Annotated in this window: 11 protein-coding genes; 6 read left to right on the top strand and 5 right to left on the bottom strand. The window is 35.3% G+C overall.

All coding sequences use genetic code 11. The annotated features are described in order from the left end of the window. Positions 1-3,276 (bottom strand): hypothetical protein, encoded by a 3,276-nt coding sequence (locus tag H0W64_09240; GenBank protein MBA3661900.1) that lies wholly within the window; start codon positions 3,274-3,276, stop codon positions 1-3. A gap of 183 nt (positions 3,277-3,459) precedes the next feature. On the opposite strand from H0W64_09240, the gene H0W64_09235 reads away from it, so the two are divergent. After that, entirely contained in the window at positions 3,460-5,673 is a 2,214-nt protein-coding gene (locus tag H0W64_09235) for an adenylate/guanylate cyclase domain-containing protein (protein MBA3661899.1), read from the top strand. A 434-nt stretch (positions 5,674-6,107) separates the two neighbouring features. Here the strand turns inward: H0W64_09235 and H0W64_09230 are convergent, their stop codons facing one another. Beyond that, entirely contained in the window at positions 6,108-6,272 is a 165-nt protein-coding gene (locus H0W64_09230; protein MBA3661898.1) for a hypothetical protein, read from the bottom strand. 361 nt (positions 6,273-6,633) lie between these two features. On the opposite strand from H0W64_09230, the gene H0W64_09225 reads away from it, so the two are divergent. The 4 genes from H0W64_09225 to H0W64_09210 all read left to right on the top strand — a co-directional run bounded on the left by H0W64_09225 (position 6,634) and on the right by H0W64_09210 (position 8,880). Then, positions 6,634-7,161: a hypothetical protein gene (locus H0W64_09225; GenBank protein MBA3661897.1), complete on the top strand. Its 528-nt coding sequence runs from the start codon at positions 6,634-6,636 to the stop codon at positions 7,159-7,161. Between the two features lie 10 nt (positions 7,162-7,171). Next, positions 7,172-7,612 (top strand): DUF421 domain-containing protein, encoded by a 441-nt coding sequence (locus H0W64_09220; GenBank protein MBA3661896.1) that lies wholly within the window; start codon positions 7,172-7,174, stop codon positions 7,610-7,612. A gap of 26 nt (positions 7,613-7,638) precedes the next feature. Further along, positions 7,639-7,851 carry a GNAT family N-acetyltransferase gene (locus H0W64_09215; GenBank protein MBA3661895.1) on the top strand — a complete coding sequence of 71 codons (213 nt, stop codon included), beginning with the start codon at positions 7,639-7,641 and terminating at the stop codon, positions 7,849-7,851. A 456-nt stretch (positions 7,852-8,307) separates the two neighbouring features. Then, positions 8,308-8,880 carry a hypothetical protein gene (locus H0W64_09210; protein MBA3661894.1) on the top strand — a complete coding sequence of 191 codons (573 nt, stop codon included), beginning with the start codon at positions 8,308-8,310 and terminating at the stop codon, positions 8,878-8,880. Between the two features lie 357 nt (positions 8,881-9,237). Here the strand turns inward: H0W64_09210 and H0W64_09205 are convergent, their stop codons facing one another. Together H0W64_09205 and H0W64_09200 are read right to left on the bottom strand one after the other, a co-directional pair. Continuing rightward, a complete protein-coding gene (locus H0W64_09205; GenBank protein MBA3661893.1) occupies positions 9,238-9,711 on the bottom strand; it encodes a hypothetical protein in 474 nt (157 codons plus the stop codon). 764 nt (positions 9,712-10,475) lie between these two features. After that, positions 10,476-10,823: a hypothetical protein gene (locus H0W64_09200; GenBank protein ID MBA3661892.1), complete on the bottom strand. Its 348-nt coding sequence runs from the start codon at positions 10,821-10,823 to the stop codon at positions 10,476-10,478. 392 nt (positions 10,824-11,215) lie between these two features. On the opposite strand from H0W64_09200, the gene H0W64_09195 reads away from it, so the two are divergent. Then, positions 11,216-12,136, top strand: coding sequence for a hypothetical protein (locus tag H0W64_09195; GenBank protein MBA3661891.1), 921 nt, complete (start codon positions 11,216-11,218; stop codon positions 12,134-12,136). 1,352 nt (positions 12,137-13,488) lie between these two features. Here H0W64_09195 and H0W64_09190 read toward each other — a convergent pair. Then, entirely contained in the window at positions 13,489-14,502 is a 1,014-nt protein-coding gene (locus H0W64_09190; GenBank protein ID MBA3661890.1) for a hypothetical protein, read from the bottom strand. Between the last annotated feature and the right edge of the window lie 106 nt (positions 14,503-14,608).

Below are 14,608 nucleotides of genomic sequence, written 5' to 3'. Positions count from 1 at the left end.
TTAACCACTAACTACTTGTATATTAACATTGGCTTCGACAAGAACAGTAGACATTGTATTATTAAACGCTTGGCTTATTGCCGTAAGTGTTACAGGCGTTGCAAGCTGTCCGTCGTATCGCGTTGTATTCACTGCAGTAACGTTCCATTGATGTTCTGCATCATTGACAAACGTAACTGTCGGTGCGTGTAAAGGATCTTTTGCTCCGCCCGTTAGGGATGCTACTAACAAAGCCGCTGCGCCTTGGATAGGATTACCATTCGCAGCAACGCCAGGAAATTGAGTGCCATTGTAGCTACCAGCTCCTGCTTTATAACTCGTCATATTTAAAATAGCTTCAGCATTCAACACAAGTCCTGCATCATTACCCAATTCTATTCTTTCAATCCCTAATACAATTTGTGACGCACGGGAAGCTAAATCAATAGCGGTTGGATTAGGTAAATGCGCTAAATCCAGCACGCCACTGTTTAAACGCAAAATATCAAATCCAGTTCCTGCACTTATTTTATGAAATACAGGATCTTGAATTTGAAAAATATTATTACCATCGCCACCGATTAAAGTACTTCCAATGACACCAGGTAAGTTTGCATGAGTCGTCCCTGCGCCATGAGAATAAAGTGTTTGATTACCGGTGCCCCCGATAATGTTATCAATGCCGCTATAGCCATCTAATGTTGCTTGATTATTTAGACCTAAAATGATGTGACTTGTATCATAATGTCCGGGTGAAGTTAAAAATGCATAGGCCGATCCAAATGGATTTGCATTCAAGCTACCATCGGTCAACACTGCGCCTGATAAAATCCCCCCAAGCTCAACACCACTGTTACTCGTAAAAGCTGTAATATACTTCGCAAGTGGAATAGTTTGATTGGTAAGCGACGTACTGCCAACTGCTGAGGAGAAAAACAAATCACTAAACCCATCACCATCGATAGGACTACCTTTAAAATCATCAATTGTCGGCACCTGTGTACTAGAGGCAACAGATGGTAGGGTAAAAAGCTTGTAAACAAAAGGTGATGCTGTTCCTAAATTGATATTACTCCCTTCAGTCAACAGCGAAGGATGACCAAATATAACATAGCCGGTATTGTTATTAGACAATGCAAACAAATCACTAAATCCATCTGCATTAAAATCACCAATGGATTTAACAGAAAAACTATTAGGAACAATGGTACCGCCTGAGCGGGGATCAGCAATTTCACCCGTGATAGTAAACCCTTTAACATCTTGAACGACAGCGCCATTGCTATCAAGACCTTGACCTACTATACCGCTTTTTAAACGCACATCCCCAAAGGGCAACATTTCGACATTCACAGGAAACTTTCCTGATTGACCATAGATGACATAAGTCAAATCACTATCGTCAGCATAATCAGTGCTATGACGGCTGATGATTAAGTCTTGATGACCATCGCCATTCGTATCGCCGACAAAATTGACTCCGCTTTGCGTATTGTATAAAGCATTTAATGCAGCGCCTCCGTCAATGGGTGTTGTCCCCGTTGCGATAGCCGTACCTACTTGATGATCAGGAACAATAAAGGTTGTCGCACTTAGCACTGCTGGTAAGTTTGCTAAAGAAAAGTCTTTAGGCATAAGTGGCGTTTGAGACCCATTTGGGCCTAACTGGGCAAAGGTTCCATAAAGAAGCATCGCCCCATTTGCTTCGTTATTACCAAAGAGCAAATCACTACTTGTATCATGATTAGCATCAGCCACTGAAATGTAATCATAAATACCTTTATCAATGGCTGCCCCGTAATTACTGAGAACACCAAATAAACCGAGTCCTTTCAACTTTCCGGTGCTATCAATGTAAAGCAAGCCCTGACCCGGGGAGACACTGTAAGCTATAATCGCATAATTATTAGAAGCATTAATAATGAGTGAGTGACCCATTTTGCCCAGATTTTCACCGACAATAAGCGATGAAATCGTTGAATTTGCCGAGTAATCAGTAATGCTCAGAATATTAACATTTGAACCACTGATAATATTGTAGGTATTTGCAGCCCCTGCTGGAATGTTAACTTTCGCTAAAATGGAGGAAGTCACATCGACGGACTCATACAGTCTGAGTCCTGCATTTTGAGCAAAAGTTAAATCAAAATTGCCAGGTTCAGGGTTGACCACGGAATTGGCCGCTGGATTGAGGAGAAGACTTCCCGGTGAAGTTGTAGTCCCGTTAGAAAGCGTTACGACATTGGCCCCTGACGTTCGCATGACGTATCGATTATCCACTATCCCTGCTGCACTGCCCGTGAGACTAATCGTTTCAACTGCGTTGTCATGAACGGCGTGAAGAGCAGGCTGCGATATAACAAAGAAATGATTATTGCCATCTGAGAGGGCTAGTTTATTACCAAAAAGTGCGCTCGAACGACTTGCAATCGCTTCATGCTCGATGACTGGTACGATTTGAACGGAAAAAGGTTGTGTCGCGGTGGGATCAAAAGCATTTGGGTCGCCACCAGCAATCGTAACTGTTTTAACAACTGGTTTTTCCGTCGACGTAAAAATCCCCGTAATCGCCCCTGAAACTTGCTCAATAATGCCGGTAAATACATTGCCAAACAACACTTGAGCCGGTGCAACGGTTGCATGAAAAGCGATTTGAGGGACAGATTGAAGTTTAAAAAGAAATGGAGAATTATTCTGCAAACTTGCAAATTCTAAGGGTGCGGATTGTTGATGGTTACTGGCTAAGTCGAAATATCCAGTTGGTAAAATCTTACTACTACTGCTTCCACTTACAGCTTTTTCAGTGCTATAAAAAGTGCTGGTTTTCGTATTATCAGCAAGCATCATGTAGGATTCTGGGCCACTGTTAAAGTTGGTACTGCTGGATGTATAAGAAGGCGTTGTCTGAGGTTTCGCTTCCATTGAAGAGTCAAATTGTTTATCTGAGAAGTCAATTCGACTATCAAAAGGCTCCTGATTACTGGCAAGGGTATCGCTAATGAACTTGGTCTCCCCTTGAACGGTTTCATCATTAGGTATCTCTTGGTCAACTTCTTGAATATGCGTTATTTTGTTGTTATTTTTAACTTGCTCACTCGTCTCTTCCGCAACGTTTTGACCGTGCTCACGATTAGGCACAGGATTAACATCTGAATCAGCCCCTTGCGATTGAGAGGGATTAAGCTTTTGATTATTAATGAATTCTTGGACAGACGCGATCTTCTTATCCATTGACAATGATTTGTCTGAATTATTTTCAAATTCCCCTTTATTAACGATTTTTATCTTATTAACCATTGGCTTGGCTTACTCCTTCGCTGCTCCAAAAGCACTCTTCTTCTCTATTAAAGTATAGACTTCTGTTCAATAAATAAACATATTTTGCCATAATTATCTTCTTTTTTTCTTAAAGCGTTTCATTTGCTTAATCATGCGATTAGCCTAGAATTAAAAAGAATAGGGACATTTTAGGCATTGCTAATGCTGCAAAAACTATATGCCATTTTTTTAGGGTTAATAGTGGTAGGATTGTCCGTATGGATGGTCGCAACGCCTAATAAGATTGTGCATCAGTGGATTAGGGGCGTAGATAACTTCATTTATGATCAACGCTTAATTTCCTTAATCGCCCATAAATCCCCGAAGGGTAAAACGACTGCTATTGCTATCCTTGATATAGATAATAAATCACTGGTCGAACAAGGCGCCTGGCCTTGGCCCCGCGCAAAATTTGCAGAATTGATTAACAATCTCCATGAACAAGGTGCAAGCGTCATTGCCTCCACCATCGTTTTCTCTGAAAAGTCCGATACCACTGCAACTGAATATTTAAAAAAACTTCCTTCTAAAAATATCGAAGATGCTGAGCTTGTTACTGCTTTAGATCGTCTTATTTATCTGCACGAAGGCGATGAATTACTAGCCGAAGCTGCTGCAAAAAGTAATGTTATTTTAGGTGTTATCTTTGATCAATCGGCTAATTATTTTAAGGGTCTTTTACCGCCTCCGGAAATAGAAATTGCAAATGCTGCTGATTTAGATAAGCTGGTCATTCCTACGATGACGGCTTATCTTGCTAACTACCCTGAGCTTTCCCTTGCAGCTAAACAAACAGGTTTTGTTACAGGCATTGTAGATAACGACGGTATCATCCGTAGAGCGCCGCTCCTAGCTACTTACAAAAATGGTATTTATTTTTCCTTAGCCCTGCAAGCCGTTCGTAATTATCAACATATTACCTCGGTTGCGGCTGAATTTGTTTCCATTGGAAATAAACAAGTCATTAACAAAATTACTTTAGATAAAAAAAATATTTATACTGATGCATCAGGAACGATCATTATACCTTACCAAGGCTATGCGAAATTCTTTCCTTATTATTCTGCAACAGATGTTTTAAATCATCGTATACCGCCCAATACCTTAAAAGGAAAAATAATTTTCATTGGCACATCCCTTCCAGGTTTAAGTGATTTGCGTCCTACGCCTTTTGAATCTTTATTTCCTAATGTAGAAATTCAAGCAAATATTGCCAACGCACTTTTAGGTAATTTTATTCCTCATACACCCAGCTGGAGCAAAGGCGCTGAAATCGGCTTAATCATTTTGTTTGGCGTTCTATTAGCCATTGTTCTCCCTTTCATGCGCGCCGTTTCTTTAGCTATTACGCTTATAGTCGTCATCCCTTTTTTAATTTATGCCCATTTTTGGTTATGGAGTACAAAGGGATTAATTTTTTCTTTTTCAATTCCATTGCTCACCGTGTTATTACTTGTGACAATCAATCTTATCAGTGGATTTTTATTCGAATCACGCCGGTTGGATTTTTTATTTAAAACATTTAGTAAATATGTCCCGCCTGAGTATGCGAAAAAAATAAGTGAGCATCAGGATCATTTAGGCTTTGAAGGTGAAGCACGCACGGTAACTATTTTATTTACCGATATTCGTCACTTTACTAACATCGCTGAAAATTTAGATGACATGGAGTTAAAGAATTTTCTCAATCAATTGTTTACACCCTTAACGGAAATTATCTTAAAACACAAAGGCACAATTGATAAATATGTAGGTGATATGATTATGGCTTATTGGGGAGCACCAGGTGAGGATCCACTACATAAACAACACGCGCTTGAATCAGCGCTCGCTATGCAAGAGAAAACCCATTCGCTCCAAGCTAAATTTAAACAGCTTAACCTTCCAGTGGTAAGAATTGGCATCGGAATTAATACAGGGGAAGTCAACATAGGAGAAATAGGAACGGATATTCGCCGCTCTTATACTGTCATTGGCGATGCAGTCAATTTAGCTTCGCGCCTTGAAGAATTATCAAAAAAATATCGCGTCAAAGCCATTGTGGGTGAGAATACTTATGCAGATAGCGACAATTTATTTCTGTTTCGTTTTCTTGACCGTATCACCGTTAAAGGTAAGCGAAAACCGATTAATATCTATGAATTAATTTGCCAAAAAGATCAAGCTGCCGAAGCCTTGATAGAAGAACTCAAAAAGCATGAAGAAGCGCTAGATTATTACTACACTCAGGAATGGGAAGTAGCATTTTCACTTTTCTCAAAACTGGTAGAACACTACCCTCACGTCAAGGTCTATTCCATTTTCTTATCGAGAATCCGAGAATATCTTGTCTCTCCCCCACCTGAAAATTGGGATGGAACTTTTGTTGCGATGTGATCATCTTGCGATGGATTGATTTTTAAAAATTTCAGTAGCGAACTTCAAAGCAGTAGTAATAGCTATCATATAAAGAGAGTAATAAAACTAAGAAGCAAGACTATAAATAGGCAAGGTATACATTAATGCAAAGTAACAAATTATTCATGGCCGCAAGCAATTCGACGGATGAATTAGAACTTAAAATTATTATACTTTGGTTTTAAAATATTTTCTTCGATCGCTGCATCTCCCTCTTTTACGAAAGAACAAATCGATCGGGGTGAGCATAAAAATTCATCTGACCGTATTGGGTTTTATAGGCGATGAATTAGACCGTGAGATGCGTCTCAATAATACGGATAGAATGTATTTAAAAAATCATTAGGCGTATAAAAAAGACTTGCTACTTTAAGTAATCGAAGTATCACATTAACCTCTTGTTTGTACCAACCTTACTTGCTTAATTGCGTTTCCATTCGATTAGAATCATCCAAGAGTACATAACAAAGAAATAGATTTTCATATAGAGGAGTAAACAACTTTCTTTCTCCTTGCAAAATTAAAGAACTGCCATCTTCGCCTAAGAAATTATCATCAAGACACCCTTTCATGTGCATTTCTTATTTCCTTACCTGCACTTTGTACTTGTCCTTTCATCATAGTTTATAGAGTTCAAATCCTTAATTAGACGTAAGTTTATCCAGATAGCTGTTTCAATAAGTCTCAATGATCTTTTACTCAAAGTAGAATGGATAATGTCGCTTTATTCGCTTTAAACGCTAAGGTACGAAAATAAAAGTACCTAAATGATATGATTTACATAATATTACGGTAAATAGTTCTTATTAATAGTTTGCGCAGAGTAATTTATTGATGTCCATAATTATTGTTATCGATAATAAATTATGCGCTTCATTTGCACATTTCCAATAAAACAATGTAAAGTAGAACTTTATTATTAGATATAAAGAGACAGGGATGTCTGGTGAAATTAAAAGGATTGGAACTCTTGATATCGAACCATCTGCTGCTCATTTAGATACTACTTTTTTTATAATACAGAAAATTGGCATCTGCATCATGAGTGTACTTTTGCTTGGTGGCATATTTGGTTTGTTTGGTTCTGGTATTTTAGGACCCACCACAGCTGTTAAAGGATCGTTGCAAATCACATACAATAAATTTACTAGACTTCAGGCAACCAATGTTTTTCATATAAATATCATCCCTTCAAGGGATCATTCTACGCAATCTTCTGATTTACGACTTTGGATAGATCAATCTTTTTTTAAAAAGATTTCAATAAAAAGCCTGAGCCCAACGCCTAGCAGCGAAGAGATTCGAAACAATAAGATTATATATTCGTTTCATGCGTCAGATAACAGTCAAACATCGCAAATTATTTTAGCAATTGAACCAGAAGAATTTGGCCACTCACATGCAGAGATGGGATTAATAAATTCAAATAATGACAAAATTAAAATTCACCAATTCATTTACCCGTGAGACGACAAATATGGAATCAATTTTTAGGACAGCTATTATTTATATATTTCTAATGGTAGTTTTGCGCATTTCTGGTCATCGTACTTTAAATGAGATGACAACATTTGATTTTGTTTTATTGCTAATTATGGGTGATGCTTCACAACAAGCAATGACCGGGACTGATTATTCTCTAACGAATGGATTGCTTATCATCATGACGCTGGTTTTAATGGATATTTTTATTTCTTTTTTAAAACAGAAGTTCAGAAAAGTTGAAAGCATCATTGACGGCATGCCCGTCATATTAATAAATAATGGCAAAATACTTAAAAAAACAATGAATCAGGTCAAGGTTGATATAACGGATATTTTAGAGTCAAGCCGTAAATTACAAGGACTAGAGCGTTTAGATCAGATCAAGTATGCTATCTTAGAAAAAGATGGTGATATTACCATCATTGGTTATTAATTAAATTCCAATTTAACTGGCTGTGAATGTTAAAAGATAACCAAAAATTTATAGGACGAGCCGGCCTTTTTTATTATTTCTATACTGATAATACAGAACCCGATATTGAGATGGGGCTTGTATTACATAAACCTCATTGGAACAATGGATTCGCCACTGAGCTTGTCACAGCCCTTATTGATTGGGGTTTTAAAAATTTAAGTGTCAATAAATTTAATCGCACTTACCACCACCGATAACAAAAAGCCTCAGCATATTTTAGAGAAAGTAGGCATGCGATATGTAAAAAATGTTACATCTGAAGGCGAAGATTTTTTATTATACGAGATCAATAAACAAAATAAAAAGAATGTGCGCTTTATAAACTAATGGAAAAGGGGCACTCTCCACTATTATGGATTTTTTTCTGATGAGGTCACATTATTAGCAAATCATATATTGCTAATCCAGCACGTAAAATTAATATGAAGGGTCAGCTATTAATTAATGGAACAAAATTGAAATTCTCAAAAGATGGAGAGAAAGTTTATAAATTTTTATGAATATTGACTTTTAATACCGCATATGGTTCAGTAGCGCTTTCATTCGTAGGCTATCCCAATAGAAGTATAGTTTAACAAAAAAACTCTGTGTGAAAAATTAAATTATTTTCTTCAACTTAAAATATTTGAATCATAAAAAATAGGTATGTACTTATGTATTTAAAAAATAATCTAGAAAAGATAAACAGTGCCATTAGTGAAACTTGGTCGCACCAAGACGGGGTTGTTATAGAAGATCTGCAGTACACGGGTTGCGAAGATGAAGCTGCCATCATTTTAAAAATTCAATTTCATCAACAACAAATGATGCTGACATATAGTGAAAAAGATCACAATAAAGCAACTGATGAGGAATCTTTAATTTCCTTTTTAAATGATTTAAATACGGATATTGCTCTTGCAGATATTATGCATAAATTTCCAGAATTAGATTTTCAAGCATTTTCATGGCCAAACCAGTATGTGCAATCCGGACCAGTCATGGTCCATAATGTGCGTGAATTCTTTTCACCAGTAACGGGTGAATTTAACTTTAATCATTTTTTTGAGGAAAAACGCAAGGCAACTCAAAATTATTGGGGCAATGTTAGAGGATTATCTGGTCTCAACTTTCAAGCTGAATCTGTAAAAAGTAGAGGGGATCAACCAGTTTACCCAGAAAATTATCGTTCTGAATTAATTATAAAACAAGAAAGTATCAACAAGCCAAATATTTACCGAGTATGAATTTAGTCTAAAATACTGCGCGCAACGTTATAGGCTGGCAGAGATTTTGGCGCTCTTGATTCTCCTCAATTACGGGCAATGAATCCCATGGAGCGCCAATGTTTTGGACATTATCTCATCTTACTAATTGCGTCCGCCTTCTTTCATCCTTTTAGAAGGCAATTTTCTGTAATAGCCACAATTTGATAAATTAAAAGGACTTGTCCATATAAGTTAAGTTGGACCAATCAAAGTTGCCGAGTATTTGCAGTAATCAATTTTGCTTTTGAGGAAATATACCGGCTACTTAATCAATGCATGGATTACTTTAGCCCATAACTGATTTTTTTGAATTGTCATGTCCTATAACTTTAGGTATTACCCCGTTGCATGTTCGCAATGTAGTGCGTAAGTGTACGCATATCCATTAACCGATGTTGTTTGCTTTATTTTAAAATTCCAGCCTTCATTTGATTTATCTGTACGTTGGTAGTTACTAAGCAAAAAAGAGCTGTTACGAGCAATTAAAAAACCACAGCTATGATCTGGCCTAACAAGTATCCTAGATCTATGTCCATGTCGTTCAACATGATCATCTGAGCTAATACTAAACCTTAAGTTTTTAGGACCATGATTATAAGTATGCTTCACACAGATACGGCCATTTTTAATATACTTTGTGTAATTGCCGAAATCAAATAAGTCAGAACTGTAAAAACCCGCCTCAAAGCCATAGCTCGGTGTATTATCATTAACTTCTAAGCATACTTGGACATGCTGAGGATAATTTGCATAACTTGCGGTAAGCACAACAGAAGTAATTAAAAATAAAGCTATCTTTGGTTTTTGCATAAAATTTTCTTTTTTCTAATTTATCGTTGCATTGTATAGTAATAAATTAATACTTTACAACTCCTTCTGGGGTATATGTTGAACGGTTACGATCCATGCCTACCTTGCATCTTGCACACTGTTCCCTAAGATTTACATGGTTCTTATATTGATGAGGCAAATGTGTATCGTTAATTTTTTAATTCCATCTTGGTTGAGGATAATACTTTTTTCTCATAGACATGCTATTCAACTCTTTAAAGCGTATCACAAAGAATACATTCAATTATGCTCCTTAATAAATAAAGGTGCGCTGATAGAAATAGGAAGCATCTTCCTTTTACTACGGGTAGCCTTAATTAAGTACTAACAAACAGAAAATTATAACAGTTATCTCTTCTTATTGTAGTTCCAAAAGATTATTACCATAAAATTTTCAAGTTTTGGGACAACATCAACCTCTTTAAGTTATTTTCTTATTATCAAACTTGACCAAAGGATGATAATTCTAATTTAATGAGGAAATTGAGATGGGTGTCTTTAAGCTTAATGCAAGTGAGTTAGTAGAAGTGATATAATTTTTCTCATGCTTTGTGCTTCTAACCTTTTTAGGCCGGGGAATAGAATCGAAATAAATGACGAGTTATACACTGATTCCACAACTGTCCCCTTCAACGAAGAAGAGCATTGCTTCTCCATCAATACTTCATAATAAATTGCAATAACAAAGGACTATCATTCCTATTAAGATTAACAGTTCAATCAACTTCATATTTTAATGCTATTTATTTCCTGAGTTGAAATAATTTTTCTTTTGCATCTACATATTCATCAATAATTTTTTCCTTTTCTTTTTCACGTTTTAAATAGCTTTCTTGTACTTCTTCTGGATCACTCAATGAAAGAGGCATTTGACTAAATTTAAATCTTAACTTCTGACGTTCATATTCCTTCCTATGATCTAAAGCTACTTTTTCTTTATTTTCTTTCATTCTAAGCCAAGCATTCTGTATCTCTTCTGGATCAGACAGCGAAGGTATTCTACGACCACGTCTTTCAAGTTCTCTTAATTGATTATGTTTTTGTTTTCTATCGTCTATCTTAAATTTAATGTTTTGAAACAATTTATGCATTTAATAACTCCCCTATTATTATTTTGGTTAGCAAGTAAATGTTGTAACTAACCTCGTGATTTACTTGCCTCATTAATTTTGTTGGGAGTAATCTACATATCGATATGAAAACCTCCGAAACGCTTAATGTGCTCTGTCAGGTAAGGACTCAAGCTAGCTAGATCATACTCTTTATTTCCTCTTTCCTAGGTCAGTTGATGGTAGAGATACTTATTCCGACATAGAGGTCGTTACTGCCCCTTAACATCGACTCATCAAGCATTGTGCAATTTTTGATTAAGTTTTACTAACTTTAGGTTACGTTGTGATCAACCCAATTTTAAAACTTGAAAGATTATAACAATTTTCGTACAATAAATATCTAATTTAGATTTATTGAGTATAAAAAATCAATGTTAAATAGAAATTTTAGCCCCAAACCCTCTACGCTTTTAGACTACCAGCACCTCATCGATCAAACGGATAACGAAAAAATTAAAGACTACTACAACGCATTTATTAATGAAGCAAATCTCGGAAATTATAGAAGTTTAGTTAATCAGGTTAGAGAGTATCTCACAAATAATAAATCAAATAAAACTTACGTAGATAAAGAATTTCAATTAGAGTGTCTGCGATTTGCATACGAACATGCATCTAGTTTATTACTTGCTTCTTTAAAGCAATTAGATAGCCAAGCAAACAACTTTGATTCTTATCTTTCGTACGCCGGTTACAATTGTTTAAATGCACTTAATTTAAATTATTTTGATAAAGCTACAAAAGATTTAGAATTACAAAGACTCGAAAAACTAATCGATATCACTAATGCAGTAACACAAGTTATTAAAAAGGTGGACCTGCCTAATTTAAATCTTCTTGAAGCGAAAATAGCTCAAGTAAAACTAAAAACCAAACCAACTGAGAAAACGGATCAATCCATCTTAAACTCTTCTCTCCAATTATTATTTACACTCGGTCTTTTAGGCGCAAGTATTGGTTTTACTATTTTATTAGCTCCGTTCCTACCAATTTATCCAATATATGGTTTGTTGATTGGGATGGCTTTGATTGGGGTCTGTGAAACAATGGATGATCTTAAAAAACACATTGCCAATAAAAAATCCATAGAGACACTCTATCCTAAATCCACTTCGCTTTTAAGTTCATTGCATGACCTGCATGATATTAAAAAAATTAAATCTTTTGAAGGAAAACCATCACCATCCAAGCACAGTTTCTTTTCCTCTGTACCGAAACACACTCAAGCTCCTAGTTTCCCTCACGATCAAAATGAAAATGATGACGTTACCTTGCAAGGAAAATCTTTTTGACAACCCAGTTAGAAATATTCATTCGCAAAATGCAATACCTTCAATGACTATTGTGTTTTAGATGATGATTAGTTTTTGCTAATTTAGGGCTTTGAACAACATGGATATAATTTGCTGGAAGTCGGTCTTGTTAGTTTTTCGGTACTTATAATGCGCCGACTTCCATAGTAAATAATTCGTCCGTATTATTGTCATAAAATCATTTCTTTTTTGCTTAAAATAGAAAGAGAGTTGGCCAATAACCGTATAGATACTATATGGTACATTCTTTTTTGGCCCTGTTCTCATCCTAACAAAAACATCACGGTGCACGGATTCTTAAATAATGACCATTATTGAAATATGAATTTTCGCCGTTAATAAATTGCGTTGTCTAAAAGATTAAGGGATTACTTAAAAGATATTAAGCGTTACATTTTTTATTCTATCTATCTTTACTCACTTCTTCTTGCATGTCACTTTCATTAACCGGCTCAGTAATTTTTAATGATTAGTAGAGAGCTACATGATTCCTGATACAAGAATAATAAAAATTTTAACAAAACAAATAATTAATATTTCTGACAATACTAATTATAAGTATGAACAACTTGGCATTTTAATAGATTGATAGGAAATTGAAAATCTAAGTTGGTCAAAAGTAAATTAATTTTATTTGTTGATATTCGAATAAAGTCTTTAGAGTAGATATTAAATCTCTGCGGAAGATTAGCATAATAATTCATATCGTTGATGGTCACATTCAAATCAATGGATCTGTTTACGTGATATAAATTTTCAATATTACAGGTTAATTTATAAGTTCCAGGTGTGAGCTCGTCGAAAGTTTGCTCATATCTTTGCCCGGGTCGGATTATAATATCAGCAAATAAATTAACGCTATAGATCAGTACAGTAATGATTAATCCAAATTTTATTTTATTATTCATCATGCTAATGCCGCCTTATTTTTAAATATCAAGGTCTCAGTTCAGGATAATAAATCAAATCATTCATTAAATATAATAAGAAATGTGTATGACTTTTATAAGTAAGAACTATATGTTCTTTGGATGAGCCACGTACTGCGCGCATTCAATCATAGGCTAATCCAAATGTTGATAGCCAATTAGCCTACCATCCATTGGAATTTGATCAAATGTGAGGTATTTGATCTTATCTATCTAAACGATTTTGACTTGCAAAGACGTTCTCTAATTCAGGGAACGAAAGATGGTACAAATTAGTAAATAAAAATCTTTTCAAAATATTTTAGGTTGTGAGTATATTGTTGGATAAGCGCAGGGAAAACTTAAAGAATGTACGAACACAATTGGCTCATTAAAAGTAAGAATTTTTACTTTTTTATTCGTTTATTTTCTAACGTTTCCCCTTACTATATCTGTGGTGTTAGCGTTCAAATCTTCTGGTTTTATATTAAAAGGGTCGTCGTCTTCGGTTTGGGCCAAATGAGGGGATTGGTTGGAATTGAAAAACGAAATAGGCGAGACTACATTATCGATGTTGATTGTAGCGACGGAATTAAAGTTATGGTTATCATTGCTAAGTTGATTGCTCCTTGGAGAAGTTTCCGCCCTATAATTTTTCGAAAAAATATTTTTACAGATTGCATCTATGAATTCCGCTTCCTGAATTTTGGAGATTGTACCTCTGTGAGTAACAGAATAATCAATTATAGATGAAGCTTTTAATTTAGTTGAATCTTGATTATCCAGATTTTGGTTATTATCAGAATTATGCTGTACATTAACTGGAGTTTTTGGCGTGATGGATATAGAAAATCTTTTTCCACTCTTATTTATATCTTTTAAAGATTTCTTATAATCAGGACCAAATATCTCTAGCGCTAATTCTGGGGTAATTTGCTTAAATTTGTTTAGGACTGATCCGGGGGTAGGTTTAGGTTCATTATCGAGTTTGCATAAATATTCATTAAAACAGGATGATTGTTTAGTCAAATTATATTTAAGTTGAGCCAGAGTACTAGCTTCTGGAAGCGTTTGAACCTGGGTTTCAAATAAAAGACTATGAACTTCCTCTATAGTCAAATCCTTTAAATAATTAAAGGAAATAATCGGTGTATTTAACAAGTTTATAGCATATTCGTTTAAATACGGTAGTAATCGTTGGTAGTAAGATAATTTTGAACAATTAAGCGCAAGAGAATGTAGCTTATCGTTTTGATTTATTGCGTTTAACAACTTTAATTCTTTTTTATGGTTTTCATTTATTTCTTTGTATACCAGTCTTAGATTTTCCAATAAAACATACTCCCTCCTGATCTTGGGGAAAGTTGTAATGGCAAAAAGAATTCGCTGGGATAAGTCAGCATCATATGCAGACATTTGTGGCGTGTAATTATTCATGGTTCATACATATTACTGGCAATACCTTAAGCCATGATTAATGAGACATTACTTATAAAATTTTATGGGTGCGCATCTGAATTAATATTCTTAACAAAAAATTAAG

The sequence above is a fragment of the Gammaproteobacteria bacterium genome (assembly GCA_013816845.1).
In the GTDB taxonomy this organism is placed as follows: Bacteria; Pseudomonadota; Gammaproteobacteria; order DSM-16500; family DSM-16500; genus Aquicella.
This window is presented reverse-complemented; position numbering and strand designations above follow the sequence as displayed.

Excerpts from the sequence above, each read along its gene's own strand:
- H0W64_09240 (MBA3661900.1), bottom strand. The coding sequence starts at position 3,276 with ATGGTTAATAAGATAAAAATCGTTAATAAAGGGGAATTTGAAAATAAT.
- H0W64_09235 (MBA3661899.1), top strand. The coding sequence starts at position 3,460 with ATGCTGCAAAAACTATATGCCATTTTTTTAGGGTTAATAGTGGTAGGA.
- H0W64_09230 (MBA3661898.1), bottom strand. The coding sequence starts at position 6,272 with ATGCACATGAAAGGGTGTCTTGATGATAATTTCTTAGGCGAAGATGGC.
- H0W64_09225 (MBA3661897.1), top strand. The coding sequence starts at position 6,634 with ATGTCTGGTGAAATTAAAAGGATTGGAACTCTTGATATCGAACCATCT.
- H0W64_09220 (MBA3661896.1), top strand. The coding sequence starts at position 7,172 with ATGGAATCAATTTTTAGGACAGCTATTATTTATATATTTCTAATGGTA.
- H0W64_09215 (MBA3661895.1), top strand. The coding sequence starts at position 7,639 with ATGTTAAAAGATAACCAAAAATTTATAGGACGAGCCGGCCTTTTTTAT.
- H0W64_09210 (MBA3661894.1), top strand. The coding sequence starts at position 8,308 with ATGTATTTAAAAAATAATCTAGAAAAGATAAACAGTGCCATTAGTGAA.
- H0W64_09205 (MBA3661893.1), bottom strand. The coding sequence starts at position 9,711 with ATGCAAAAACCAAAGATAGCTTTATTTTTAATTACTTCTGTTGTGCTT.
- H0W64_09200 (MBA3661892.1), bottom strand. The coding sequence starts at position 10,823 with ATGCATAAATTGTTTCAAAACATTAAATTTAAGATAGACGATAGAAAA.
- H0W64_09195 (MBA3661891.1), top strand. The coding sequence starts at position 11,216 with ATGTTAAATAGAAATTTTAGCCCCAAACCCTCTACGCTTTTAGACTAC.
- H0W64_09190 (MBA3661890.1), bottom strand. The coding sequence starts at position 14,502 with ATGAATAATTACACGCCACAAATGTCTGCATATGATGCTGACTTATCC.